The sequence below is a fragment of the Roseateles saccharophilus genome, assembly GCF_031458095.1.
In the GTDB taxonomy this organism is placed as follows: domain Bacteria; phylum Pseudomonadota; class Gammaproteobacteria; order Burkholderiales; family Burkholderiaceae_C; genus Pelomonas; species Pelomonas saccharophila_A.
Map to the genome: position 1 here is coordinate 103,311 of NZ_JAVDXU010000003.1, position 24,129 is coordinate 127,439.

A 24,129-nucleotide genomic window follows, 5' to 3' on the forward strand; every position below is an offset into this window, starting at 1 on the left:
CAGCTACCCTTGCTCGTCATGACTGAACTGATGCTCTCTCTTCCCAGCTCGGCGGCGCGCCAGTCCCTCGCCCAACGGTTGGGACTGCCCTATGCAGACACCATGCAGGACTGGGAATGGGAAGTCGCCAGCCCCGACAGGTTCGAAGACTTCCTCCGCGCGTACCGCACGGCGGACTTGTCCGACGATGAGCGGGTGTCGCTGATGGAGATGCTGATCCAGTGCGTCGAGGACATGCAGGCCAGCCCGACGGCGTGGGGCGCCATTGAGCCTTTGTTGCGGGCGCACCCCGATCTGCATGGAGCTTCCGTGCTGTACTGGGCAATGCCTCAAGAGCAGGAGGAGGACAACCTCATGCGCGTTTCGCGCCCCATGCGCAAGCTGCTTCGTGCCATCGCCCGCGAGACCGCCCGCTAGGCGACCGGCACCAGCCTCCCCGTCCCACTGATCAACGCCGCCCTCACCGGCTCACCCGGCTGCAAGGCCTGCACGGCCGCGACATAGCTGCGCATCTGCTCGATATAGGCCGGCTCGCGCTCGGGCGTGGCGCCGAGCTTGTAGTCCAGCACCCACCAGCTGCCGTCGGTGAGTTGCACGAGGCGGTCGATGCGGCGGTCGTCGCCAGCGGCGTTGATGGCGACCTCGTTGCCGGCCCAGCGCAGGCGGGTGGCGTCGAAGAAGGGCCGGCAGTCCGGGCTTTGCAGGATGGCTTCGGCGGCCTTGCCCAGGCGCTGGCGATCGGCGGCGTCCAGCGCAAAGGCCTGGCCCGAGGCGGCCACCAGCACGTCCAGCGGCTGGGCCTGGCCGGCGGCGCTGGCCCATTCCAGCACGCGATGCAGGGCTTCGCCGAGGTTGGCCTGGGCGGCGTCGTTGGCGGCGCCTTGCGCTGCAGGGGCAGCGGGCGGCGCGCTCCAGGTGGGCAAGGGCAGCCAGCTTGGCGCGGGCAGGGCCAGGGGCGCATCACTGCCCTCCCCCAACTCCAGCTTGCGGGCCAGCGGCGCGAGGCGCGCCCACCAGCTTTGATCGGACGCACCGCGCCTGGGCGGCGTGCGGCTGACGATGAGGCGGCGGCGGGCGCGGGTCATGGCGACGTAGAGGGCGTTGAGCTCCTCGCGCTCGCGCAGCAGGCGCTCGGCCTCCACCAGCCCGGCCAGGGCCGGCGGCGGGCGGCGTTCGGAGACGAGGAAGGCCAGGCGGGCGGGCGCGGGCGAAGCCACGGGCCAGTCGCAGGCCAGGGACAGGGTTTCGGCGCGCGGCGGCTGGGCATCGGCGTCGAGCAGCACGACGACCTGCGCCTCCAGGCCCTTGGCGCCATGCACGGTGAGCAGCTGCACGGCGTCCTCGGCCGGTGCGGGTGCCAGCTTGGGGCTGCGGCTCTTCAGCGCTCGGACAAAGCCATACAGCTCGGCGAAGCGGCCCCCGTCCAGTTCCAGCGCGGCCTCGATGAGCGCGTTGACGGTCTGCAGGCGGTGCGGGGCCTCGGACGGCGGCGCGGCCGCCATCAGGCGGGGGATGAGGTCGCCTTCATGGACGATGCGGTCCAGCAGTTCGTGAGGCGTGCAGCGGGTGGCCGCGGTGCGCCAGGTGAACAGCAGGACACGCGCCCTCGCGAGTGCGAGGCTGGGGTCAGCCAGGGCTTGCAGGGCATCCCACCAGTTGCGGCGTTTGTGCGCTTGCACGCCCAGCCACTGGGCGGTGCCGGCGGCCTCGGCGAGCTTCAGCAGGTCGGCCTCGCTGACGCCGAACAGCGGGCTGCGCAGCGCGCGCGCCAGCGACAGCGCATGGCCTGGCGAAGCGAGCGCGTCCAGCAGCGCGATGAGGTCTTGCGCGTCGGGCAGGTCGGCCAGGCGGTTGTCCTCGGGCGCGGCATGGGGGATGCCGGCGGCGAGCAGGGCCTGCGCCATCTGGCGCAGGGGCTCGCGCTTGCGGGCCAGCACGAAGATGTCGCGGGGCCGCAAGCCCTCGACGAGCAGGGACTGGATGGCCTGGCTGACGCGCTCGCATTCCGGTGCGCGGCGTGCTTCTTCAGCCTCCACGCGCGGCTCGGTGAGGCTGGGACGCCAGCGGTCGGGGTCGGTCGCTTCGGCCGCATCGGCCTCGGCCAGGTCGCCATCGATGCAGAACAGGCCCGCATCCGCATCAGCACCCTGCTCCGTCGTGTGCGCTCTGAAGCCCGGCATCTGCCCCTCGAACACCGCGTTGACGGCCGCCAGCACCTCGGGCGCATTGCGCCGGGTGTGGTCGCAGGCCAGGCTCACGCCCGCCAGGCCTTGGCGCACAAACTCGCCCGCGGCGGCGAACACGCGAGGCTCGGCACGGCGGAAGCGATAGATGCTCTGCTTGGGGTCGCCCACGATGAAGACGCTGATCTCGCCCGGCCCGGCGCCCGCATAGGCGCTCAGCCAGCCGTGCAGGGCCTGCCATTGCAGCGGGCTGGTGTCCTGGAACTCGTCGATGAGCAGGTGGCGCACGCGGGCGTCCAGGCGCTGCTGCACCCAGCCGGCCAGCTCGGGCCGCGACAGCAGGGCCAGGGCGCCACGCTCCAGGTCGTTCATGTCCACCAGGCCGCGCTGGCGCTTCAGGGCCTCGAACTCCATCACCAGCACTTCGGCGAGACGCGACATGCGGGCATGTTCGAGGGCAGCTTCATGCTGGCTGATATCGGCAGCGATGGCTTCCAGGGCCTGCACGCAATCGAGCTGCTCGGGTGAGTCGCCCAGGCCTTTCTTGGGCGTGCCGGTCTTGGTGAACAGCGCGGCCTGCAGCGCGACGAAGGCGGCTTCGTCGGGCAGCGCCAGCGCCTGCTCGATCCCGGTGGCGGCGTCGCGCGCCTTCACGCCCTTGGCGGCGCCGAGCTGGCGGGCCAGGGCGCAGAGGCGGGTGCGCAGCGCGGCGAGGCCGGCCAGCGGCTGGTCCACGTCGGGCATGCTGTCCATCAGCACACCGACACCGGAAGCCAGGCGCAGTTCGACGCGCTTGTTGAAGGCCGCCTCCAGCCAGATGCGCAGGCTGCTGCGGCCGCGCGTTTCGGTCAGTGCCTGGAAGCTGGACGCCAGCTCGGCGTCGGCCAGCACGCGGGCATGGAAGCGGCGCCACAGCGGCGGCATCAGCTCGGCTTCGTCCTCCACCAGTTGCAGCTCGGCGGACAGGCCTTCGGCGTTCAGCACGGCCAGCGGGGCGGCGCGCAGCAGTTGCGAGAACCAGCCATGGAAGGTGCGTATCTCCACCGGCCGGCCGCCGCGCAGCAGTTCGTCCTGCAGCGTGGCCAGGCGCGGCGCCGCGGCCCGGGCCTCGGGCTCGGACATGCCGCGGGCGACGAGTTCGGCCACGCGCCTGTCTTCGCTCGCCGCGGCGAATTCGGCCAGCCACTCCAGCAGCCGCTCGCGCATCTCGCCCGCGGCCTTGCGGGTGAAGGTGATGGCGACGATCTCCTGCGGCTGCGCGCCGGCCAGCAGCGCGCGCAGGATGCGCGACACCAGCATCCAGGTCTTGCCGGCACCCGCGCAGGCTTCCACGACGGCGCTGCGCCGCGGATCACAGGCGAGGGTGTAGAAGCGTTCGCGGGGGACCCGCGTTCCGTCGGCGTAGTACGCGTAGCTCATGCCCAATCGTCCTTGCGGCACAGGCCACGGGCCTCGCAGTAGTCGCAGGCGCTGCCTTCGCCCAAGGCAGGCAGCGGCGCGCCATCCCGCAAGGCCTGCAGGTCGGCCTGCAGGCCTTGCTTGAGCCGCTGCGCCGTCGCGGCCACGTCGGGGTGTTCGATGACGGCCACGCGGTCGCGGTCGTCCACGGCCAGATAGGCGGCACCCAGATCGGGCTCGGCGTCCATCAGCAGCGCATAGACGGCGAGCTGGGTGTCCTCCAGCGGCTCCTTCACGCGGGCTTCCAGGTCCTTGACGCTGCTGGTCTTGTAGTCCAGCAGCAGGCGCTGGCCCGACTCGGTGCGGTCGATGCGGTCGATGCGGCCGCGCAGCACGATGCCGGCCAGGTCGCCGTCGAAAGGCTGGCATTCACGCGCCAGTTCGCCCTCGGAAAACTCCAGGCCGGCGGCCTCGGCGCCCGCCAGCCAGTCCACATAGCGCGGCAGCAGGCGCTCGAAGCTGGCCTGCCAGGGCAGGAAGTCGGCTTCGTCCAGGCCCAGGCTTTCCACGCGGGCGGCTTCGCGCAGCTGCGCCACCATGTCGCCCGCCTCGCGGTGGGTGTGGAAGCGGTGCAGCACGGCGTGCAGCCAGGTGCCGTAGTCGCGCTTCTCGGGCTCGCCTTCCAACTCGTCGGCCTCGTGCAGGCCCAGCACATGGCGGCTGAAGAACTGGTAGGGGCAGCGGCGCAGGGCCTCCACCGCGCTGGCGCTGAGAGCCGCCGGCAGGGGCGACGTGGGCACGCTGGCGCGGGGCACAGGGTGCGGCACCAGGGCCTCGGGCTGGCGCGGGTCCATCCACAGGCGCAGCGGCGAGGGCAGCCCGGCGCGGCGGGCTGCGGCGGCCAGGCGTTCGATGAGAGGGCTGGGCGGCAGCGGCTCGGCTCCCGCGCGGGTGCAGCGCAACAGCGTCAGCACCGGCACTCGCAGGGCCTGGGCGAAGGCCTGCGCCTCGGCGCTGCGCTGGGCCTCCTGCGTCTGCAGGCCCAGCGCCTGGGCGTCAGACTCGCTGAGCAGGCTCAAGGGGCGGCCGGCGCGGCCCAGGGTGTCGGCGTCGGCGCCGGGCAGCACCACGGCGCCAAAGGGCCGCAGCATGGCGCGCACCAGGGGTGTGATGACGACCGGGGCGCCGCTGGCATCGTCCTCGGGCTGGAACTGGCCGGCCTCCAGCACGTCGCTCACCCAGGTGAGGAAACCCGGGCCGTCCAGCCTGCTGCCGTCCAGCACCGCTTCATGCGCGCTGCCGGGCCAGGGGTTGCGCGACAGCCAGATGGCGTTGAGCACGCCCTCCGCCCCCTCCAGGCCGGCCAGCGGCTCGGGGCCGAGGGCTCGGCGCAGGTCCTGCAGCCAGTGGGTCAGCATGCGCCGGCCGCCGCCCATCAGCGGAGCCAGGGCCTGGCGGCGCGACTGCCAAAGGGCCTGGGCCGGCAGGTTTTCGATGGCGTCCAGCGCCTCGGCGCGGCGGATGCGGCGGCGCCGGCACAGGGCCTCCAGCGCGTCCAGGGCGTCGGACGGCTCGACGCTGAGCTTGAGCCAGGCCAGCCAGTCGTCCACGGCACCGCCGCCCAGGGCGGCGCGCAACAGGGCCATCAGCAGCGACGCGGCGGGCGTGGTGGCCAGCGTCCAGCCGGTTTCGTCGTGCAGGGGCACGCCCTGACGGCCCAGCAGCGCGCGCAGGCGGCGCACGACGACGCGGTCCTGCGCGATGACGGCGACAGGGGCGCGGCCGGCGGCCAGGTGCTGCAGCACGGCGGCCGCGGATGCCTGGGCCAGGGCCTCGAAATCAGGACACAGGGCTTCCTCGATACGGGCGGGGGGCGCGGTGAGGCTGTCCAGGTCCAGGTCGGCGTTCAGCAGCAGGGATGGGGCCTCACCACGGGCCAGCAGGGCCAGGGCCAGGGGATCGGGCCCGCCCGCCTTCAGCGCGATCCAGGCACTGGGGCGGTGGCTGAAGAGGGCATCGGTGGCGGGCTGGCGGTCGTCGGCCTCGGCCCAGGCCAGGGCCACGAGGGTGAGGGCGCGCTCGGCGCCGCCGACCGGGTCGTCGGTCAGGTGCCGGCGGGCGGCGTTGAACCAGGCGCCGCGCAGGGCCGGGTCGCGCTGGGCCGCGGCGCGGGCGAAGGCATGGGCCGTCTCCACCAGGCGGGCCAGCGCCAGGCGGTGGGTGCGCGGGTCTTCACGCTTCAGGGCCTGGGCCCAGGACTGGTCGGCCAGCAGTTCGTCGGCGGCCAGGGTGTCGACGGGCGAGTCGCCGCTGATCTGCCCCGGCCGGGGCAGCAGCGAGGGGCCCAGCGCGGAAGCCAGGCTGTGCGTGGTGGTCAGCACCGGCTGCCAGCCACCGCGGGCCAGGAAGGCGCGGCGCGCCGGGGCGATCTGCTGGGCAAAGGGCAGCAAGAGCACGGCGTCGCGCAGCGGCAGGCCCTGCGCGGCCAGCCAGTCGGCGCAGGTGGCGGCGACGCGGCGCCAGAAGGATTCGATGTCTTCACCAGGGGCCAGGCCCAGGTTCAAGGCTTGTTGCACTTGTAAAGAGGGCCTCCCGCCCTGATGTCTGCCATTGCTTCGGTCACCCTCGTGACCGTCCGGGCAAAAGTGGCTATGTCACAATGATTTTGCCTATTCGGACGGCGCCCCTGCGGTGACCGCCAACCCTTTGAGGCCAAGGAACCCTCCCATGAGCAGCGAATTGATCAAGCATGTTTCCGACGCGTCCTTCGACGCCGACGTGATCCAGTCCGGCAAGCCGGTGCTGGTGGACTACTGGGCCGAATGGTGCGGCCCCTGCAAGATGATCGCGCCCATCCTGGACGAGGTCGCCACCGGCTACGGTGACAAGCTGCAGGTCGCCAAGATGAACGTCGACGAGAACCGCGAAGTGCCGGCCAAGTTCGGCATCCGTGGCATCCCGACGCTGATGCTTTTCAAGGACGGCCAGCTCGCCGCCACCAAGGTTGGCGCCCTCTCCAAGGCCCAGTTGACCGCCTTCCTCGACGCGAACCTATAATCGCGCCAACTGCTGCAGCGCATGATGCACCTCCCGGTGCCCCGCTGCAGCAGCCAAAGCCAACACGCCCCGGGTTCCAAGGAACCCAGCCAGCGTGGACTCGGCTCCCCCTCCCCACGTTTTTTCGAATCCGCATCGCGAGCAGTCAGCGCGTTGCCCTTTCGGTCCTGATCCGGGGCGGAGCCGTAGTATTTGCCGTTCGGCCTTGGCTGGCCCAGCGGCCCCTGACGGGTGTTCACCCATGCATCTTTCCGAACTCAAAGCGCTTCACGTCTCCGCCCTGATCCAGATGGGCGAGGAGCTGGAGATCGACAACGTCACGCGCCTGCGCAAGCAGGAGCTGATGTTCGCCATCATGAAGAAGCGCGCCAAGGCCGGCGAGCAGGTCTTCGGCGATGGCGTGCTCGAAGTGCTCCCAGACGGCTTCGGCTTCCTGCGCTCGATCGAAGCCAGCTATATGGCCTCGACGGACGACATCTATCTGTCGCCCAGCCAGATCCGCCGCTTCAACCTGCACACCGGTGACCTGGTGGAAGGCGAGGTGCGCGTCCCCAAGGACGGCGAGCGCTACTTCGCTCTGGTCAAGGTCGACCGCGTCAACAACCAGACGCCGGAGGAGAGCAAGAACAAGATCATGTTCGAGAACCTGACGCCCTTGTTCCCCAAGGAGCAGTTCAAGCTCGAGCGTGAAGGCTACAAGGGCGAGGAGAACATCACCGGTCGCATCATCGACCTGACGTCTCCGATCGGCAAAGGCCAGCGCGCCCTGATCGTCGCCCAGCCCAAGACCGGCAAGACGGAGATGATGAAGAGCATCGCCCACGCGATGGTCGCCAACCACCCGGACTGCCACCTCATCGTGCTGCTCGTCGACGAGCGTCCCGAGGAAGTGACCGAGATGATCCGCACCGTGCGCGGCGAGGTCATCAGCTCCACCTTCGACGAGCCCGCCGCCCGCCACGTGCAGGTCGCCGAGATGGTGATCGAGCGCGCCAAGCGCCTGGTCGAACTGAAGAAGGACGTGATCATCCTGCTGGACTCGATCACCCGCCTGGCCCGCGCCTACAACAACGTGCTGCCCAGCTCCGGCAAGGTGCTGACCGGTGGTGTGGATGCCAACGCCCTGCAGCGCCCCAAGCGCTTCTTCGGCGCGGCGCGCAATATCGAGGAAGGCGGCTCGCTGACCATCATCGGCACGGCCCTGATCGACACCGGCTCCAAGATGGACGAGGTGATCTACGAAGAGTTCAAGGGCACCGGCAACTGCGAAATCCACCTGGATCGCCGCATGGCCGAGAAGCGCGTCTACCCGTCCATCCTGATCAACAAGTCGGGCACCCGCCGTGAAGAGCTGCTGCTGAAGCCGGAAATCCTGCAAAAGAGCTGGATCCTGCGCAAGCTGCTCTACAACATGGACGAGATCGAGGCGATGGAGTTCATCCTCGACAAGATGAAGGCGTCGAAGAACAACCTGGACTTCTTCGACATGATGCGGCGCGGCGGGTAAAGCCTCAGACCCCGAGTAGCCAAACCGCAGGAAAGCCGGCTACAATCGCCGGTTTTCCGCCCTGACACCCCCGGAAAGTGCGCCCACCGCCTCAACAACAGCGGTCTGCGTGGCTCCCGACCTAGCCAAGAGGTTCCCATGAAAGACGGCATTCACCCCAACTACCGCGACGTCGCGTTCATCGATCTGTCCAACGGTTTCCAATTCGTCACGCGCTCGACCGTGCAGACCAAGGAAACCACCGAGATCGACGGCAAGACCCTGCCGCTGGTGAAGCTGGAAACCACCAGCGAGTCGCACCCCTTCTACACGGGCACGCAAAAGAGCGTGGACAACCTGGGCGGCCGCGTCGAGAAGTTCCGCAACAAGTTCGCTCACCTCAAGAAGTAAATTGGCTTGGCGGCGTTTCGCCGCGCCAACGTCCAAAGGGCAGCCTAGGCTGCCCTTTTGCATTTCTGCAGCGCAGGTCGCCTTTTGCTTTTTGGGCCACCTTTTGAGGGCATGATGCCGGCCGACCTCATCGATATCAGCGCGTGAATCTCCCCACCCCCGCCATCGTCGCCGAGCGCGGCGTCGAACGCCTGCCGCGCCTGGCGTTGATCCTGCTGTGCGCGGCCTATGTGATCCCTGGCATCTTCGGCCGCGATCCCTGGCGCAATGCCGACCTGACGGCCTTCGGCTTCATGGCCAGCATCGCCGAGGGCCATGCGCCCTGGTGGCAGCCGGCCATCGCCGGCATTCCCGCCGACGGCGGCCCCCTGCCCTATTGGCTGGGCGCCCTGGCCATCAAGGCCCTGCCTTTCCTGGACGCCCCGGTCGCCGCCCGCCTGCCCTATGCCCTGGTGCTGGTCGGCGTGCTGGTCGCCGTCTGGTACACCTGCTTCCACCTCGCCCGCACCGAGGCGGCCCAGCCCGTGGCCTTTGCCTTCGGCGGCGAGGCCCAGGCCGTGGACTACGCCCGCGCCCTGGCCGATGGCGCCCTGCTGGCGCTGATGGCATCGCTCGGCCTGCTGCAACTGGGCCATGAGACGACGCCCGAGCTGGTGCAGTTGCTGGCCATCTCGGTCTACCTCTACGGCCTGGCGGCGGCGCCGTTCAAGCCGGGCCGCGCGCGCATCGCCGTGCTGCTGGCCCTGCCCGTGCTGGCAGCGAGCGGCGCACCAACCGTGGCCTGTGGCCTCGGCGTGCTCGGCCTGCTGCTCAACCATCGCTCCAGCCATGACGAGGCCAAGGCCCAGCGCGTCTGGCTGCTGGCTTCGCTGACGCTGGCCGTCGTCGCCGCCTGGGCCTTCGACGGCTGGGCCTGGCGGGTCCGGCCGGGCATCCAGTTCGCGTCCCTGCTGAGCCTGCTGGCCTGGTTCTGCTGGCCGTCCGGGCCGCTGGCCCTGTGGACGCTGTGGCGCTGGCGGCGGCACGGCCTGCGCCGCCACATCACCGTGCCGGCCATCGCCCTGCTCGTGCCCCTGATGGCCTGCATCGCCATGGACGGCTCGGAGCGCGCCCTGCTGCTCGCCCTGCCCTCGCTGGCCATCCTGGCGGCCTTCGCGCTGCCGACGCTGAGCCGCAGCGTCTCGGCGGCGGTGGACTGGTTCTGCGTCTTCATCTTCTCGGCCGTCGCCCTGTTCGGCTGGCTCTACTACGTGTCCATGCACACCGGCTGGCCGGAACGGCCCATGGCCAATCTGCGCCGCCTGGCCGAGGGCTTCGAGCCGCGCTTCAGCCTGCTGGCCCTGGTGCTCGCCATCGCCGCCACGCTGTCCTGGCTGGCGCTGGTGCGCTGGCGTACAGCCCGCCACCGCCATGCGCTGTGGAAGAGCCTGGCCCTGCCGGCCGGCGGTGTCGCCCTGGGCTGGCTGCTGGTCATGAGCCTGCTGCTGCCGCCGCTGGACTATGCGCGCAGCTTGGCCCCGCTGACGGCGCGCTTGAAGGCTCGCATGCCGGCCCAGGTCTCCTGCCTGGCCGCGCCCGGCCAGAACCTGGCGACGCTGGCGGCGCTGGAATGGCATGGCGGTTGGCTGGTCCAGGGGCGTGGCTCGCTGGAGGCCTCGGGCTGCAGCTATGCCGTCATCAGCGCCGGCCAGCCGACGCCCAAGGGCTGGCAGGTCGTCGCCCAGGTCAGGCGCCCCACCGACCGCAGTGGCAGCGCTGGCCTGGTGCTGTTGAAACGTCAGTGATCCGACAGCGCGGCCGCGTTGAAAGCGGCCTCGTCGCCCAGTGCTGAATCGCTGGCCTGACGCACCCGCGCAGCCGGGAAGACGAGCCGAAAGCGCGAGCCTTTGCCCACTTCGCTCTGGATCATCAGCTCGCCACCATGGCGCTGCATGACGTGCTTGACGATGGACAGGCCCAAGCCGGTGCCACCCGTCTCGCGCGAGCGGCTGCCGTCGACACGGTAGAAGCGCTCGGTCAGGCGCGGAATGTGCTCGCGCGCGATGCCCGGCCCGGAGTCGATGACGGTCAGTTCACCGTTTCCACCTTCCAGCGGCCGCCAGGCCACTTCGACTTCGCCGCCATCAGGCGTGTAGCGCACCGCGTTCGTCACCAGATTGGCGATGGCGCTGAGCAGTTCGCTCTCGATGCCGGCCAGCTCGACATGGGTCTCGGGCTTGAGACGCAGCTGATGGCGGCCGGCCGACAGCGCCTCGGCATCCGCCGAGATGCGCAGCAGCAGGCCGTCCAGGCCCACCCAGCGATCCGGCGCCGGACGTGGGCTGCCTTCGAGCTGGGCCAGGGTCAGCAGATCGGCCACCAGGGTCTGCATGCGCTGGGTCTGCTGGTTCATCAGCACCAGCACGCGCTCGCGCTCCACCGCCGTCAGCGGCAGCGTGTGCATGGTCTCGATGAAGCCGGACAGCACCGTCAACGGCGTGCGGATCTCGTGCGAGACGTTGGCGACGAAATCGCGCCGCATGGCCTCGGAGCGCATGCGCTCGGTGACGTCCAGCGACAGCACCAGGCGCATGCCTTCGCCGTACTCGCGCACGATGATGGACAGCGTGCCCGGACCGCGGCCATTGCCCAGCACCAGGGGCTCGGCAAAGTTGCCGGCCTGCAGATAGGCCACGAAGGCCGGGGCGCGCACGAGGTTGGTGATGCGCTGACGCAGATCGCGTTGCGGGTCCAGCGCGAAGTGATCGGCCGCGACGCGGTTGCACCAGACGATCTGCTCGTGGGTGTCCAGCATCAGCACGCCATTGGGCGAGGCCTCGATGGCCGACAGGAACTGCTCCAGCTCCAGCCGGTTGCGGGCAACGGCGCGATCGCGGTCGCGCACGGCGCGCTCGATGCGGTAGCCGACCTCACCCCACAGGCCGGTGTCGCGCGGCGCGTTCTCGAACTGGTTGCCGCGCAGCCAGTTCAGCAGCCGGTGGCCGCGCACCGCGTCGACCAGCATGGTCAGCACAACGCCGCTGACCACGGCGACGGCCAGGCCCAGGCTGTCGATGCCCGTGGCGGTGCGGACCGCCACCCCAATGACAAACCCGATCAGCGCGGCCACGAGGGCCATCAGCAGTCGGGGCAGCAACCAAGTCATTACGGCGGAAAAAACTCAGGCCGAGAGCGCACTGCTCTGTTGGGTCAGTCGGTAACCGGCGCCGCGGACGGTCTCGATCATGCGGGCGCACTGCACGCGCTCCAGCGCCTCGCGCAGGCGCTTGACGTGGACGTCGATGGTGCGCTCCTCGATGAAGACATGGTCGCCCCAGACGCGGTCCAGCAGCTGCGAGCGGCTGTGCACGCGCTCGGGATGGGTCATCAGGAAGTGCAGCAGGCGGAACTCGGTGGGGCCGAGCTTGACCTCGGCGCCATCGCGGCTGACGCGGCGCGTGCCCGGGTCCAGCAACAGCGGGCCGACCTCGACCGCGCTGTCCAGCGCCTCGGGCGCCTTGCGGCGCAACACGGCGCGGATGCGGGCCAGCAGCTCATTGGTCGAGAAGGGCTTGGTGACGTAGTCGTCGGCACCGGCGTCCAGGCCGGCGATCTTGTCGCCCTCCTCGGCGCGCGCCGTCAGCATGATGACGGGCAACTCCTTGGTGCGGGCCGTGCTGCGCCATTGGCGAGCCAGGGCGACGCCGCTTTGGCCCGGCAGCATCCAGTCCAGCACGACGAGGTCGGGCAGCACGCGGTCGACCTCGTACTGGGCCTGCGTGGCGCTGCCGGCAATGGTCACTTCGAAGCCGGCATGGCGCAGGTTGATGGAGATCAGCTCGGCAATCGCCGATTCATCTTCAACGACAAGGACTCGGCTCATGGTCAGCGCACCATCGTTTCAACGGCTTCCGGCGAGTTGTGCCGGACGTCCTGGCCCTTGACCACGTAGATGACGACCTCGGCCAGGTTCTTGGCGTGGTCGCCCACCCGCTCGATAGCCTTAGCGACGAAGACCAGGTCGATGGACGAGGAGATGGTGCGCGGGTCTTCCATCATGTAGGTGATGAGCTTGCGCAGCAGGCCGTCGAATTCCTTGTCGATCTCATCGTCGTGCTTGAGCACATCCAGCGCACGCTCGACGTCCAGGCGGGCGAAGGCGTCCAGCGACTTGCGCAGCTGCTTGATGGCCAGTTCGGCTTCGAAGGCCAGGTCGCCCATGGGCAGGCGCAGCCGGCTGGACACGCCGCCCGACACCAGGCGCTGCACGGTGCGGGCGATGCGCGCCGCCTCGTCGCCGACGCGCTCGAGATTGGCGATGCTCTTGCTGATGGCGATCAGCAGGCGCAGGTCGCGGGCCGTGGGCTGGCGGCGCGCGATGATGGTCGAGAGATCGCGGTCGATCTCGATTTCCATCGTGTTGACGCGGCCTTCCTTGGCCAGCACTTCATCGGCCGATTCGGCGCTGAAGTCCGCCAGGGCCTGCACAGCCTGGGCTACCTGGGCCTCGACGAGGCCGCCCATTTCGAGCACGCGGGTCGAGATGCCGCTGAGTTCGGCGTCGAACTGGGTGGAAAGATGCTTGTCCGTCATGCCGTCCTCCTTAGCCGAAACGGCCGGTGATGTAATCCTCGGTGTCCTTGCGCTTGGGCTTCATGAAGAGCTCAGCGGTCGGCCCGAATTCGATCAGGTCGCCCAGGTACATATAGGCCGTGTAATCAGAGCAACGCGCAGCCTGCTGCATGTTGTGGGTCACGATGGCGACGGTGTAGTCGCTCTTCAGTTCGTGGATGAGCTCTTCGATCTTGCCGGTGGAGATCGGGTCCAGGGCCGAGCACGGCTCGTCGAGCAGCAGGACCTCGGGCTTGATGGCGATGCCACGGGCGATGCACAGGCGCTGCTGCTGGCCGCCGGACAGGCCGGCGCCGCTCTGGTTGAGCTTGTCCTTCACTTCCGTCCACAGGGCGGCCTTCTTCAGGGCCCATTCGACGCGCTCGTCCATCTCCACGCGCGGCAGCGTCTCGAACAGCTTCACCCCGAAGGCGATGTTGTCGTAGATGGACATCGGGAAGGGCGTGGGCTTCTGGAAGACCATGCCGACCTTGGCGCGGATCAGCGAGACATCGTCCTTGCTCTGCAGGATGTTCTCGCCGTCCAGCAGGATCTCGCCTTCGGCGCGCTGCTCGGGGTAGAGCTCGAACATGCGGTTCAGCGTGCGCAGCAGCGTGGACTTGCCGCAGCCCGACGGGCCGATGAAGGCGGTGACCTTCTTCTCGGGGATGTCGAGGTTGATGTTCTTCAGCGCGTGGAAGCTGCCGTAGAAGAAGTTCAGGTTGCGCACCGAGAGCTTGGCGCGCTCGCCCACGGGCGTTTCGATCTTGGCGTCCATGGTGGGGTCCTTAGTGTTTGTTCTTGAAGAGCACGCGGGCCAGGATGTTCAGCAGCAGCACGCCCACGGTGATCAGGAAGACGCCAGCCCAGGCCAGCTTCTGCCAGTTCTCATAGGGGCTCATCGCGAACTTGAAGATGGTGACCGGCAGGCTGGCCATGGGCGCGCCGAGGTCGCTGGTCCAGAACTGGTTGGACAGGGCCGTGAACAGCAGCGGCGCCGTCTCGCCAGACACGCGGGCCAGGGCCAGCAGGATGCCGGTGATGACGCCGGCGCGGGCCGCCTTCAGCGTGATGGACAGGATGACTTTCCACTTGGGCGTACCCAGGGCATAGGCCGCCTCGCGCAGCGCATTGGGCACCAGGCTGAGCATGTTCTCGGTCGTGCGGATGACGACGGGAATGACCAGCAGGGCCAGGCCCAGTGCGCCGGCCAGACCGGAGAAGCTGTGCATGCGAGCAACGACGACGGCGTAGACGAACAGGCCGACGACGATGGAGGGCGCCGACAGCAGGATGTCGTTGATGAAGCGCACCGCGCTGCCCAGCCAGGTCTTCTGGCCGTATTCGGCCAGATAGACGCCCGCCATGATGCCGACCGGCGTGCCGACCAGGGTGGCCAGGCCGACCATGACGAAGCTGCCGAAGATGGCATTGGCCAGGCCCCCGCCCTCGCCTTGCGGCGGTGGCGTCATCTGCGTGAAGGTGGCCAGGTTCAGGCCGCCGATGCCCAGATAGATGGTCTCGAACAGGATCCAGACCAGCCAGAACACGCCAAAGGCCATGGCGCCCAGCGACAGGGCCAGCGCGATGGCGTTGACGCGCTTGCGCTTGTGGTGCATCGCCAGGCGGCGAGCGTCGAGTGCAGTGGTCATGAACGGGCTCCCTCGCCCTTCTTCAGGCGCAGCAGCAGCAACTTGGAGATGGTCAGCACGACGAAGGTGATCAGGAAGAGGACCAGGCCCAGATACATCAGCGAGGCCTGGTGCAGGCCCTCGCCGGCTTCGGCGAACTCGTTGGCCAGCGTCGACGTGATGCTGTTGGCGGCCTCGAAGACCGACAGCGAATTCAGCTGGTTCATGTTGCCGATGACGAAGGTGACGGCCATGGTCTCGCCCAGGGCCCGCCCCAGGCCCAGCATGACACCACCGACGACGCCGGTCTTGGTGTAGGGCAGCACGACGCGGGACACAACCTCCCAGGTCGTCGCGCCCAGGCCATAGGCGGACTCCTTCAGCATCGGCGGCGTGACCTCGAAGACGTCGCGCATCACCGAGGCGATGAAGGGGATGATCATGATGGCCAGGATGATGCCGGCCGACAGGATGCCTATGCCCACCGGCGGGCCGGAGAACAGCGCGCCGATGAAGGGCACGCCGGTGAACATCGCCTGCAGGGGCTGCTGCACGAAGGTGGCGAGGATGGGGCCGAACACCAGCAGACCCCACATGCCGTAGACGATGGAGGGCACGGCGGCCAGCAGCTCGATGGCGATGCCCAGGGGGCGCTTGAGCCAGCCGGGTGACAGCTCGGTCAGGAAGATGGCGATGCCGAAGCTGACCGGCACGGCGATGACCAGGGCGATGAAGGAGCTGGCCAAGGTGCCGTAGATCATCACCAGGCCGCCGAACTTCTCCTGCACCGGATCCCATTCCGCGCTGGTCAGGAAGCCCAGGCCAAAGGCTCTGAGGGCCGGCGCCGCGCCGACGATGAGGGAGCCGATGATGCCCACCATCAATGCCAGCGTCAGCCAGGCGGCGCCCTGCGACAGGGCCGCGAACACGGCGTCGGCCCACGGGGCGACGCGTCGACGCTGGGGTTGGGGACTCATCGGCGAGGTCTGGGGTTCGCTTCGGTCGACGCCGGCTTCACCGGCTGGAAGGATGGCTGCCAAGGAACCTCCTGAAGTGGGTCACGGATGGGACGCCTTCGATGTGGCAAGGCCCGGCTGCAGCCGGGCCTGCCTCGATGTCATCGAGGGCGTCCGGGCATCACTTGTAGGCGACGGGCTTGCCGGCGCTGTCCTTGATCTGGTCGGCCCACTGCTTGCGCACCAGGTTCTTCACGGTGTCAGGCAGGGGCACGTAGTCGAGGTCGTCGGCCATCTTGTCGCCGTTGACATAGGCCCATTCGAAGAACTTCAGCGCGGCGCTGGCCTGGGCGGCCTTGTCCTGGGACTTGAACATCAGGATGTAGGTCGGGTTGGTCAGCGGCCAGGCGGTCTTGCCGGGCTGGTCGGTGGTGATCTGGTAGAAGGTCTTGTTCCAGTCGGCACCGGCCGCGGCGGCCTTGAAGGCGTCGTCGCTCGGGTTGACCCATTGGCCGTCCTTGTTCTTCAGCTGGACGTAGGTCATCTTGTTCTGCTTCACATAGGCGTACTCGACGTAGCCGATGGAGTTGGGCAGGCGTTGTACGAAGGCCGCGACGCCCTCGTTGCCCTTGCCGGCGGTGCCAGCCAGCCACTTGACCGTCGTGCCTTCGCCGACCTTGTCCTTCCACTCGGGGCTGACCTTGGACAGGTAGTTGGTGAAGATGAAGGTCGTGCCGGAACCGTCGGCACGGGCGACCGGGGCGATGGCCGCGTCAGGCAGGGCGACGCCCGGGTTCAGCGCCGTGATGGCCGCGTCATTCCACTTCGTGACCTTGCCCAGATAGATGTCGGCCAGCACGGCGCCGGTCAGCTTGATCTGGCCCGGGGCGATGCCCTTGATGTTGACGACCGGCACGACGCCGCCGATGACGGTGGGGAACTGGACCAGGCCGTCCTTGGCCAGCTCTTCGTCCTTCAACGGCATGTCGGAGGCGCCGAAATCGACCGTCTTGGCCTTGATCTGGCGGATGCCGGCACCGGAGCCGACGGACTGGTAGTTGATGCGGGCGCCGCTGGCCTTGTTGTAGGCATCGGCCCACTTGGCGTAGATGGGAGCCGGGAAGGTGGCGCCAGCGCCGGTCACGTCCTGGGCAAGGGCCATCTGGGCGCCGAACAGACCCGCGACGATCGCGAGCGACTTGCTGACCTGGACAAAGTTCATCTGAGACCCTTCCGCAGTGCGGTTTTGACGATGCCGCCATCCTAGGGATCGAATATGACGGTTCAGTGACCGGCCCGTCATCGATCCGGACATTGGAGCGCGGCAAAGCCTCAGTGGGAAGCGGCCTGAACCGCTTTGTGACACTGTCATTTTCGGTTCACGCAAGCGTCATATTGCACTTCTAGAGTGCCGGCCAGCCGTTTACAGACCCGACTGGAGCACCGAATGATCCGCCGCACCTCCCTGATCGCCCTGGCCGCCTGCGCCCTGCTGGCCGCCTGCGCCACCACGCCCGCCCCCGCCCCGCTGGCCGACACCCTGGCCCGCGACCCGCAGCTCAGCACCTTCAACCGCCTGGTGGCCCAGGCCGGCTTGGTGGACGAGCTGCGCGCCGCCGGCCCGCTGACCGTCTTTGCGCCGACCGACGAGGCCTTCAAGGCCGTGCCGGCCAAGACCCTGGAGGCGCTGGCCGCCGACCCGGCCCAGCTCAAGGCCGTGCTGGGCTATCACGTCATCGACGGCCGCGTCGCCGCCGCCGACGTGAAGCCGGGGGCCGCCAAGACCCACCAGGGCGCGACCCTGGCCCTGGCCAAGACCGGCGGCTTCGTCACCGTGGATGACGCCGTCGTGCAGCAGGCCGACATCGTCGCGACCAATGGCGTGGCCCATGTCGTTGACCGCGTGCTGATGCCGCCGAAGAAGTAAACGAAAAGGCCGCCCCGGGGGCGGCCTTTCCTTTTGTGCCGGCGGATCAGGCCGTCAGCGTGTCGGCTAGGCGCTGAGCACAACGCTTGGCCAGGTCGGCGTCCGAGGCCTCGACCATCACGCGCACCAGCGGCTCCGTGCCCGACGGACGGATCAGCACCCGGCCGCGATCGCCCAGCTCGGCGACGACGGCCGCCTGCTCCTCCGTCAGGCGGGTGTTGGCTTTCCAGTCCTGGCCCGGCTGCAGACGCACATTGATCAGCGTCTGCGGGAACAGATCCACGCCTTGCAGTTGCTCCGCCAGGCCGCGGCCGCTGCGGCAGACGGCCTGCAGCACCAGCAGAGCGCTGACGATGCCGTCGCCCGTGGTGTGCTTGTCCAGGGCCAGCAGATGGCCGGAGCCTTCGCCGCCCAGTTGCCAGCCGCGGGCGGCCAGCTCTTCCAGCACATAGCGGTCGCCGACCTTGGCGCGTACGAACTCGACATCGCGTGAGCGCAGGGCCAGCTCGACCGCCATATTCGTCATCAGCGTGCCGACGGCACCGGGCACGCGCAGGCCCTGGGCCAGGCGGTCGGCCACCATCACATAGAGCAGCTCGTCGCCGTTGTAGAGGCGCCCGTTGGCGTCCACCAGCTGCAGGCGGTCGGCATCGCCGTCTAGGGCCACGCCGTAGTCGGCGCCTTGGGCCTTGACGGCCTCGACGAGGGCGCCGGGCGCCGTGGCGCCGAAGCCGGCATTGATGTTGAAGCCATCGGGTTTGCAGCCGATGGAGATGACCTCGGCGCCCAGCTCATGGAAGACGTCGGGAGCGACGTGATAGGCCGCGCCATGGGCCGCGTCGACGACGATCTTCAGCCCCTTGAGCGTCAGGTCGGAACCGAAGCTGTTCTTGCAGAACTCGATATAGCGGCCACGCGCATCTTCCAGACGCTTGGCGCGGCCCAGACTCGCCGAGTCCACCCATTGCGGCGCCTCTTCCAGCGCGGATTCGACGGCGAGCTCCCAGGCATCGGGCAGCTTCTCGCCCTTGTCGGAGAAGAACTTGATGCCGTTGTCGGCAAAGGGGTTGTGCGAGGCGCTGATGACGACACCGAGATCCAGGCGCAGCGCGCGCGTCAGGTAGGCGACGCCCGGCGTGGGCAGCGGGCCGGTCAGCAGCACATTGACGCCGGCGGAAGCGAAGCCGGCTTCCAGCGCGGACTCGATCATGTAGCCCGAGATGCGCGTGTCCTTGCCGATCAGCACCGTGGGGCGCTTGTTCGACTTGCGCAGCACGCGGCCCACGGCATGGCCCAGGCGCAGCATGAAGTCGGGCGTGATCGGGTCCTGGCCTACCGTGCCTCGAATGCCGTCGGTTCCAAAATACTTGCGGCCCATCGAGCTCTTCCTTTTATTCAGTGGCCAGGATTGTCGCCGCATCGACGGCGGCCCAGACCTTGAGCGCGTCCACCGTGGCGGCGACATCGTGCACACGCAGCACGTTCGCACCCAGGCTGACGGCCTTCAGCGCCGCTGCCAGGCTGGCCGGCAGGCGTTGGTCCACCGCCCGGCCGGTGATGTCGCCCAGGGTGCGCTTGCGCGACCAGCCGACCAGCAGCGGATAGCCCAGCTCGGCCAGGCGCGGCTGGCCGGCGAGCAGTTGCAGGTTGTGCTCGGCCTTCTTGGCGAAACCGTAGCCCGGGTCCAAGGCGATGCAGTCGGCCGGAATGCCCGAATCGCGCGCCGCCTGGGCGCGCCGGGCCAAAAAGGCGGCCACCTCGGCGACGACGTCGCCATAGACGGCCAGATCCATCATCGAGGCCGGCTCGCCGCGCATATGCATCAGGCAGACGCCCGCGCCACTGCCCGCCACGGCGGCGAGCGCGCCCGGCATCTGCAAGGCCTGGACGTCGTTGATGATGTCCGCGCCGGCGTCCAGGGCCCTGCGCATCACCTCGGGCTTGCAGGTGTCGATCGAGACCGGCACGCCCAGCGTGACGGCCGCGGCCAGCACCTTGTCGATGCGAGCCCATTCGCTGTCGGCATCGACGCGCGGCGCGCCGGGGCGGGTGGACTCGCCGCCGATGTCCAGGATGTCGGCCCCTTCGGCGACCAGGCGCTCGCAGTGGGCGATGGCCGTGCGGCTGTCGTCGTGCTGGCCGCCGTCCGAGAAGGAATCGGGCGTCACGTTGACGATGCCCATCACGCGGGGGCGGCTCAGGTCGATGCGGAATCGGCGGGTCTGCCAGTGCATGCGCGGCTCGGAATGGAAAACGGGCCCGGTGGAAGCCGGGCCCGTCGGGGTTGTGTGGATCAGGCCGCGGCCGGAGCGCCGTCGGTGCTGACGGGCGGCGTGCCGCCGCTGGGGCCGTTGGGGGCCACCGGCGTGCCGCCACCCGGCTCACGCGGCGGGCGGCCGGCCATGATGTCCAGGATCTGGTCGCGGTCGATGGTTTCCCACTTCATCAGCGCGTCGGTCATGGTCTCGACCTTGTCGCGGTTGTCCTCGAGGATCTTCTGCGCGACGGCGTATTGCTGGTCGAGGATGCGGCGGATCTCGCTGTCGACCTTCTGCTGCGTGCTCTCGCTGATGTTGGCCGTCTTGGTCATGCTGCGGCCGAGGAAGACTTCGCCCTCGTTCTCGGCATAGACCATGGGGCCGAGGGCCTCGCTCATGCCATAGCGCGTGACCATGTCGCGGGCCATGCGGGTGGCGCGCTCGTAGTCGTTGGAAGCGCCGGTGGAGATGTCGTGGACGAACAGGTCCTCGGCAATGCGGCCACCGAACATGATGCTGATGCTGTTGAGCATCTGCTTGAAGTACAGGCTGTGCTGGTCACGCTCGGGCAACTGCCAGGTCACGCCCAGGGCGCGGCCGCGCGGCATGATGGTGACCTTGTGGACCGGGTCGGTGCCGGGTAGCAGCTCGGCGACGACGGCATGACCGGACTCGTGATACGCGGTGGCGCGCTTCTCGTCCTCGGTCATGACCATGCTCTTGCGCTCGGGGCCCATATAGAGCTTGTCCTTGGCGCGCTCGAAGTCGATCATTTCCACGAGGCGGCCGTTGCGGCGGGCAGCGAACAGGGCAGCCTCGTTGACGAGGTTGGCCAGGTCGGCGCCGCTCATGCCGGGCGTGCCGCGGGCCAGGATGGACGCGTTGACGTCCTGGCCGATGGGCACCTTGCGCATGTGCACGTTGAGAATCTGCTCGCGGCCGCGGATGTCCGGCAGCGTCACATAGACCTGGCGGTCGAAACGGCCGGGGCGCAGCAGGGCGGGGTCGAGGATGTCGGGGCGGTTGGTGGCCGCGATGACGATGACGCCGAGATTGGTGTCGAAGCCGTCCATCTCCACGAGCATCTGATTCAGGGTCTGCTCGCGCTCGTCGTTGCCGCCGCCCAGGCCGGCGCCACGATGGCGGCCGACGGCGTCGATTTCGTCGATGAAGATGATGCAGGGGGCACTCTTCTTGGCCTGCTCGAACATGTCGCGCACGCGGGCTGCGCCGACGCCGACGAACATCTCGACGAAGTCGGAACCGGAGATCGTGAAGAACGGAACCTTGGCTTCACCAGCGATGGACTTGGCCAGCAGCGTCTTGCCGGTACCCGGAGGGCCGACCATCAGCACGCCACGCGGGATGCGACCGCCGAGCTTCTGGAACTTCTGCGGGTCCTTCAGGAAGTCGACCAGCTCCTTGACCTCTTCCTTGGCCTCGTCGCAGCCGGCCACGTCGGCGAAGGTGACGGAGTTGTTGGCCTCGTCCAGCATGCGGGCCTTGGATTTGCCGAAGCTGAAGGCCCCGCCCTTGCCGCCGCCCTGCATCTGGCGCATGAAATAGACCCAGACGCCGATCAGCAGCAGCATGGGCGTCCAGTTGATCAGCATGCTGACCAGGAAGCTCTGCTCTTCACGAGGCTTGATGTCGAACTTGACGCCGTTGTTGCGCAGGTCGCCGACCAGGCCGCGGTCCTGGTAGGTGGCCAGGGTGCGGATCTTGTTGCCTTCGGTGTCTTCGGCGTAGATGTCGCCGGTGATGCCGTCGGGCAGGGTCGCCGTCTTGATGCGATGCGCCTGGACCAGATCCAGGAACTCGGAATAGGTGACTTGCTTACCGGGTGCCGTGGTGCCGCCGAACTGTTTGACGACCGTGAACAGCACCAGGGCGATCACGATCCAGACGGCGAACTTCGAAAACCATTGATTGTTCACTGCGACTCCTTGGCCCTGATGGCCCAGCGCGGGTTTCAGGACAGTGGGGGCGATTTTAGGGCCGGCAAGGGGGCCAGCCCTGTAATCAGCGGTTTTTCAAGCCCATGCCCACCAAGAATGTCTCGGAAGACCGGATGCGGGAGGCCTTGGGCTTGACGACCTTGAAGACCTTGAAATGCGCCTTGAAGAGGTCCACGAGCTCGTTGTAGCCCGTGCCATGGAAGACCTTGGCGACCAGGGCCCCGTCGGGTTTGAGGTGCTTGTCGGCGAAATCGACGGCCAATTCGATCAGATTTGAAATGCGGGCGGCGTCGGTCGACGCAATACCCGACAGATTGGGCGCCATGTCGGAAACCACGACGTCCACGGCCCGGCCCGCCAGGGCTTCCTCGAGCTGGGCCAGCACCGCGTCCTCCTGGAAATCGCCCTGGATGAAGTGCACACCCTCGATGGGCTCGAACTCCAGCAGGTCCAGCGCAATGATGGCGCCGTTGAGCTGGCCCACGGCCGCCCCGCCCTGCCCCGCCTCCTTGGGCGCGAACTTGCGGCGCAGATACTGGCTCCAGGCGCCCGGCGTGGCACCCAGGTCCACCACCACCTGGCCCGGGCGGATCAGCTTGAGCTCCTCGTCGATTTCCTTGAGCTTGTAGGCGGCACGCGAGCGATAGCCGTCCTTCTGTGCCTGCTGCACATAGGGATCCGAGACATGGTTGTTCAACCACGCCTTGTTCAGTTTCTTGCTTTTGGTTTGAGTTTTCATGCCTACGGGATAATACGGGGATGCCTCAAATCAACCTCACCCCCGCCCAGCGCAAGGACAAGCGCGCCGATGCCCACCATCTCGACCCGGTCGTGATGATCGGCGGCGAGGGCCTGACGCCGGCCGTCGTCAAGGAAACCGACGCCGCGCTGAAGTCTCATGGCCTCATCAAGGTCCGCGTGCTCGGCGACGACCGTGAAGCCCGCGAAGCGATGTTCGCCCAGCTCTGCGATGAGCTGAATGCGGCTCCCATCCAGCACATCGGCAAGCTGCTGGTGCTGTGGCGCCCCATTCCCGAGAAGCCCAAGGCGGAGCGCGAAAACGCCATGCCCGGCCCGCGCGTCGTCAAGATCGTCAAGTTCTCCAAGAGCGGCAACGGCCGGCCCCAGGTCAACAAGGTCAAGGTCATGGGCAACGAGCGCGTGACCCAGGGCGGCGAGATCAAGCGCATCAAGAAGCGCAGCAAGACCACCAGCGTCAAGAAGACTTTCGCTGACTGATCCAGGCCAGGGCCAGCACGGCCAGGCCCTTGACGCCAAAGAAGGCCAGCGAGGCGCCGTGCAGCGCCGCGAATGACGCCACGCCCACACCGGCCTTGGCGTCGGCCATCAGGGGTTGCAGGCCGTAATAGCCGGCGATGGTGCAGAACAGCGCCACGACGGGCAGCAGCAGCCGAGCCGAGAACTGGCTGCTGACGCCACCAGCCTCTACCGCATCACGCGTAATGCGGCGCTCGATCATCAACAGTACCAGGCCCAGGGCCAGGCTGACCTGGGCCTCGATGGCGAACACCCTCGCGACGAAGGCGCCGGCCTGGGCCCGCTCCAGCACCGCGAAGGCACTGGGCGTCGCCACGAAGGCCACACACAGCAAAAAGCCGCCCCAGAGGGCGGCCAGCAGGGCTTGAAGTTTCGGAAACATCGTCGCCTATTCGTAGTGCCTGACCGAGTGGCTGCCGCGGAACCGGCTTTGCCGGGCCGCTGGCTGCGCCCCCTCGAGGGGGCCGGCGCAGCCGGTAGGGGGTGTTATTCGTAACGGACTTCGACGATCTCGTAGCGCTTGATGCCGCCGGGGGCCTGCACTTCGGCCACGTCGCCGGCTTCCTTGCCGATCAGGGCGCGCGCGATGGGCGAGCCCACCGAGATACGGCCCAGCTTGATGTCGGCTTCATCGTCGCCGGTGATCTGGTAGGTCACTTCGGTGCCGCTGGCTTCTTCTTCCAGGTCCACGGTGGCGCCAAAGACGACACGGCCGCCGGCATCCAGCGTGGACGGGTCGATGATCTGCGCTGCCGCCAGCTTGCCTTCGATCTCGAGGATGCGGCCTTCGATGAAGCCCTGCTTGTCCTTGGCCGCGTCGTACTCGGCGTTTTCGCTCAGGTCACCCTGGGCGCGCGCCTCGGCGATCGCCTGGACGACGGCGTGACGCTCGACAGTCTTGAGTCGGTGCAGCTCGGCCTTCAGCGCCTCGGCGCCGCGCTTGGTCAGGGGAATGGTCGTCATGTCAAAACTCGATGGGCAAAAGAGTTCCGCCGC

At 68.2% G+C, this 24,129-nt stretch carries 22 protein-coding genes; 7 read left to right on the forward strand and 15 right to left on the reverse strand.

Going from position 1 to position 24,129, the window contains the following annotated elements; translation table 11 throughout:
• The first annotated feature begins 18 nt into the window (after positions 1-18).
• Complete coding sequence (locus J2X20_RS19465) at positions 19-417, forward strand: hypothetical protein (protein ID WP_310268120.1); 399 nt, start codon at positions 19-21, stop codon at positions 415-417.
• Here the strand turns inward: J2X20_RS19465 and J2X20_RS19470 are convergent.
• Positions 414-3,602, reverse strand: a complete 3,189-nt coding sequence (locus J2X20_RS19470) for a UvrD-helicase domain-containing protein (RefSeq protein ID WP_310268123.1) — start codon at positions 3,600-3,602, stop codon at positions 414-416. The two genes, J2X20_RS19465 and J2X20_RS19470, sit on opposite strands and share 4 nt — an antisense overlap.
• On the reverse strand, positions 3,599-6,145 hold the full coding sequence (locus J2X20_RS19475) for a PD-(D/E)XK nuclease family protein (RefSeq protein ID WP_310268126.1): 2,547 nt from the start codon (positions 6,143-6,145) through the stop codon (positions 3,599-3,601). The genes J2X20_RS19470 and J2X20_RS19475 overlap by 4 nt, the downstream gene beginning before the upstream one ends.
• Positions 6,146-6,308: 163 nt before the next feature.
• Here J2X20_RS19475 and trxA point away from each other — a divergent pair, with 163 nt between their 5' ends.
• The 4 genes from trxA to J2X20_RS19495 all read left to right on the forward strand — a co-directional run bounded on the left by trxA (position 6,309) and on the right by J2X20_RS19495 (position 10,319).
• Positions 6,309-6,638, forward strand: coding sequence for a thioredoxin TrxA (trxA, locus tag J2X20_RS19480; RefSeq protein WP_056876926.1), 330 nt, complete (start codon positions 6,309-6,311; stop codon positions 6,636-6,638).
• 241 nt (positions 6,639-6,879) lie between these two features.
• Positions 6,880-8,145, forward strand: coding sequence for a transcription termination factor Rho (rho, locus tag J2X20_RS19485; RefSeq protein WP_310268137.1), 1,266 nt, complete (start codon positions 6,880-6,882; stop codon positions 8,143-8,145).
• A gap of 138 nt (positions 8,146-8,283) precedes the next feature.
• The gene (locus J2X20_RS19490; protein ID WP_310268140.1) at positions 8,284-8,535 is read left to right on the forward strand and encodes a type B 50S ribosomal protein L31; all 252 of its coding nucleotides are present in this window, start codon (positions 8,284-8,286) and stop codon (positions 8,533-8,535) included.
• 143 nt (positions 8,536-8,678) lie between these two features.
• Positions 8,679-10,319, forward strand: coding sequence for a hypothetical protein (locus tag J2X20_RS19495; RefSeq protein WP_310268143.1), 1,641 nt, complete (start codon positions 8,679-8,681; stop codon positions 10,317-10,319).
• Here J2X20_RS19495 and phoR read toward each other — a convergent pair.
• The 7 genes from phoR to pstS form a co-directional block, all read right to left on the reverse strand.
• Positions 10,313-11,680 carry a phosphate regulon sensor histidine kinase PhoR gene (gene phoR / locus J2X20_RS19500; protein WP_310268146.1) on the reverse strand — a complete coding sequence of 456 codons (1,368 nt, stop codon included), beginning with the start codon at positions 11,678-11,680 and terminating at the stop codon, positions 10,313-10,315. The two genes, J2X20_RS19495 and phoR, sit on opposite strands and share 7 nt — an antisense overlap.
• 15 nt (positions 11,681-11,695) lie before the next feature.
• Positions 11,696-12,397, reverse strand: a complete 702-nt coding sequence (gene phoB / locus J2X20_RS19505) for a phosphate regulon transcriptional regulator PhoB (RefSeq protein WP_310268150.1) — start codon at positions 12,395-12,397, stop codon at positions 11,696-11,698.
• 2 nt (positions 12,398-12,399) lie between these two features.
• Entirely contained in the window at positions 12,400-13,107 is a 708-nt protein-coding gene (gene phoU, locus J2X20_RS19510; RefSeq protein ID WP_310268152.1) for a phosphate signaling complex protein PhoU, read from the reverse strand.
• Between the two features lie 10 nt (positions 13,108-13,117).
• Positions 13,118-13,903: a phosphate ABC transporter ATP-binding protein PstB gene (gene pstB / locus J2X20_RS19515; RefSeq protein ID WP_310268155.1), complete on the reverse strand. Its 786-nt coding sequence runs from the start codon at positions 13,901-13,903 to the stop codon at positions 13,118-13,120.
• 10 nt (positions 13,904-13,913) lie between these two features.
• Positions 13,914-14,777 (reverse strand): phosphate ABC transporter permease PstA, encoded by an 864-nt coding sequence (gene pstA, locus J2X20_RS19520; RefSeq protein WP_310268158.1) that lies wholly within the window; start codon positions 14,775-14,777, stop codon positions 13,914-13,916.
• A complete protein-coding gene (gene pstC, locus J2X20_RS19525; RefSeq protein ID WP_310268160.1) occupies positions 14,774-15,733 on the reverse strand; it encodes a phosphate ABC transporter permease subunit PstC in 960 nt (319 codons plus the stop codon). Before pstC ends, pstA begins: the two co-directional genes overlap by 4 nt.
• A 160-nt stretch (positions 15,734-15,893) precedes the next feature.
• A complete protein-coding gene (gene pstS / locus J2X20_RS19530) occupies positions 15,894-16,934 on the reverse strand; it encodes a phosphate ABC transporter substrate-binding protein PstS (RefSeq protein WP_310268163.1) in 1,041 nt (346 codons plus the stop codon).
• 225 nt (positions 16,935-17,159) lie between these two features.
• Between pstS and J2X20_RS19535 the strand changes: the two genes are divergently transcribed.
• On the forward strand, positions 17,160-17,639 hold the full coding sequence (locus J2X20_RS19535; RefSeq protein ID WP_310268165.1) for a fasciclin domain-containing protein: 480 nt from the start codon (positions 17,160-17,162) through the stop codon (positions 17,637-17,639).
• A gap of 46 nt (positions 17,640-17,685) precedes the next feature.
• On the opposite strand, the gene glmM is transcribed toward J2X20_RS19535, so the two are convergent.
• The 4 genes from glmM to J2X20_RS19555 form a co-directional block, all read right to left on the reverse strand.
• Positions 17,686-19,017, reverse strand: coding sequence for a phosphoglucosamine mutase (gene glmM, locus J2X20_RS19540; protein ID WP_310268168.1), 1,332 nt, complete (start codon positions 19,015-19,017; stop codon positions 17,686-17,688).
• 13 nt (positions 19,018-19,030) lie between these two features.
• Positions 19,031-19,873, reverse strand: coding sequence for a dihydropteroate synthase (folP, locus tag J2X20_RS19545; protein WP_310268171.1), 843 nt, complete (start codon positions 19,871-19,873; stop codon positions 19,031-19,033).
• 59 nt (positions 19,874-19,932) lie between these two features.
• The gene (gene ftsH, locus J2X20_RS19550; RefSeq protein WP_310268174.1) at positions 19,933-21,834 is read right to left on the reverse strand and encodes an ATP-dependent zinc metalloprotease FtsH; all 1,902 of its coding nucleotides are present in this window, start codon (positions 21,832-21,834) and stop codon (positions 19,933-19,935) included.
• A gap of 85 nt (positions 21,835-21,919) precedes the next feature.
• The gene (locus J2X20_RS19555; RefSeq protein ID WP_310268176.1) at positions 21,920-22,594 is read right to left on the reverse strand and encodes an RlmE family RNA methyltransferase; all 675 of its coding nucleotides are present in this window, start codon (positions 22,592-22,594) and stop codon (positions 21,920-21,922) included.
• Between the two features lie 20 nt (positions 22,595-22,614).
• Between J2X20_RS19555 and J2X20_RS19560 the strand changes: the two genes are divergently transcribed.
• Positions 22,615-23,094, forward strand: coding sequence for a YhbY family RNA-binding protein (locus J2X20_RS19560; protein WP_310268180.1), 480 nt, complete (start codon positions 22,615-22,617; stop codon positions 23,092-23,094).
• Here the strand turns inward: J2X20_RS19560 and J2X20_RS19565 are convergent.
• Both J2X20_RS19565 and greA read right to left on the reverse strand, forming a co-directional pair.
• A complete protein-coding gene (locus J2X20_RS19565) occupies positions 23,072-23,515 on the reverse strand; it encodes a DUF4149 domain-containing protein (RefSeq protein ID WP_310268181.1) in 444 nt (147 codons plus the stop codon). The genes J2X20_RS19560 and J2X20_RS19565 overlap by 23 nt on opposite strands.
• A 104-nt stretch (positions 23,516-23,619) precedes the next feature.
• Entirely contained in the window at positions 23,620-24,096 is a 477-nt protein-coding gene (greA, locus tag J2X20_RS19570; protein WP_056876943.1) for a transcription elongation factor GreA, read from the reverse strand.
• Positions 24,097-24,129 lie beyond the last annotated feature (33 nt).

What these genes read in the sequence shown, in the direction of transcription:
- J2X20_RS19565 (WP_310268181.1), bottom strand. Translation starts at nt 23,515, where the DNA reads ATGTTTCCGAAACTTCAAGCCCTGCTGGCCGCCCTCTGGGGCGGCTTT.
- J2X20_RS19470 (WP_310268123.1), bottom strand. Translation starts at nt 3,602, where the DNA reads ATGAGCTACGCGTACTACGCCGACGGAACGCGGGTCCCCCGCGAACGC.
- folP (WP_310268171.1), bottom strand. Translation starts at nt 19,873, where the DNA reads ATGCACTGGCAGACCCGCCGATTCCGCATCGACCTGAGCCGCCCCCGC.
- J2X20_RS19555 (WP_310268176.1), bottom strand. Translation starts at nt 22,594, where the DNA reads ATGAAAACTCAAACCAAAAGCAAGAAACTGAACAAGGCGTGGTTGAAC.
- phoB (WP_310268150.1), bottom strand. Translation starts at nt 12,397, where the DNA reads ATGAGCCGAGTCCTTGTCGTTGAAGATGAATCGGCGATTGCCGAGCTG.
- phoR (WP_310268146.1), bottom strand. Translation starts at nt 11,680, where the DNA reads ATGACTTGGTTGCTGCCCCGACTGCTGATGGCCCTCGTGGCCGCGCTG.
- glmM (WP_310268168.1), bottom strand. Translation starts at nt 19,017, where the DNA reads ATGGGCCGCAAGTATTTTGGAACCGACGGCATTCGAGGCACGGTAGGC.
- greA (WP_056876943.1), bottom strand. Translation starts at nt 24,096, where the DNA reads ATGACGACCATTCCCCTGACCAAGCGCGGCGCCGAGGCGCTGAAGGCC.
- rho (WP_310268137.1), top strand. Translation starts at nt 6,880, where the DNA reads ATGCATCTTTCCGAACTCAAAGCGCTTCACGTCTCCGCCCTGATCCAG.
- pstB (WP_310268155.1), bottom strand. Translation starts at nt 13,903, where the DNA reads ATGGACGCCAAGATCGAAACGCCCGTGGGCGAGCGCGCCAAGCTCTCG.
- J2X20_RS19560 (WP_310268180.1), top strand. Translation starts at nt 22,615, where the DNA reads ATGCCTCAAATCAACCTCACCCCCGCCCAGCGCAAGGACAAGCGCGCC.
- J2X20_RS19490 (WP_310268140.1), top strand. Translation starts at nt 8,284, where the DNA reads ATGAAAGACGGCATTCACCCCAACTACCGCGACGTCGCGTTCATCGAT.
- J2X20_RS19465 (WP_310268120.1), top strand. Translation starts at nt 19, where the DNA reads ATGACTGAACTGATGCTCTCTCTTCCCAGCTCGGCGGCGCGCCAGTCC.
- phoU (WP_310268152.1), bottom strand. Translation starts at nt 13,107, where the DNA reads ATGACGGACAAGCATCTTTCCACCCAGTTCGACGCCGAACTCAGCGGC.
- pstA (WP_310268158.1), bottom strand. Translation starts at nt 14,777, where the DNA reads ATGACCACTGCACTCGACGCTCGCCGCCTGGCGATGCACCACAAGCGC.
- pstS (WP_310268163.1), bottom strand. Translation starts at nt 16,934, where the DNA reads ATGAACTTTGTCCAGGTCAGCAAGTCGCTCGCGATCGTCGCGGGTCTG.
- trxA (WP_056876926.1), top strand. Translation starts at nt 6,309, where the DNA reads ATGAGCAGCGAATTGATCAAGCATGTTTCCGACGCGTCCTTCGACGCC.
- J2X20_RS19535 (WP_310268165.1), top strand. Translation starts at nt 17,160, where the DNA reads ATGATCCGCCGCACCTCCCTGATCGCCCTGGCCGCCTGCGCCCTGCTG.
- pstC (WP_310268160.1), bottom strand. Translation starts at nt 15,733, where the DNA reads ATGAGTCCCCAACCCCAGCGTCGACGCGTCGCCCCGTGGGCCGACGCC.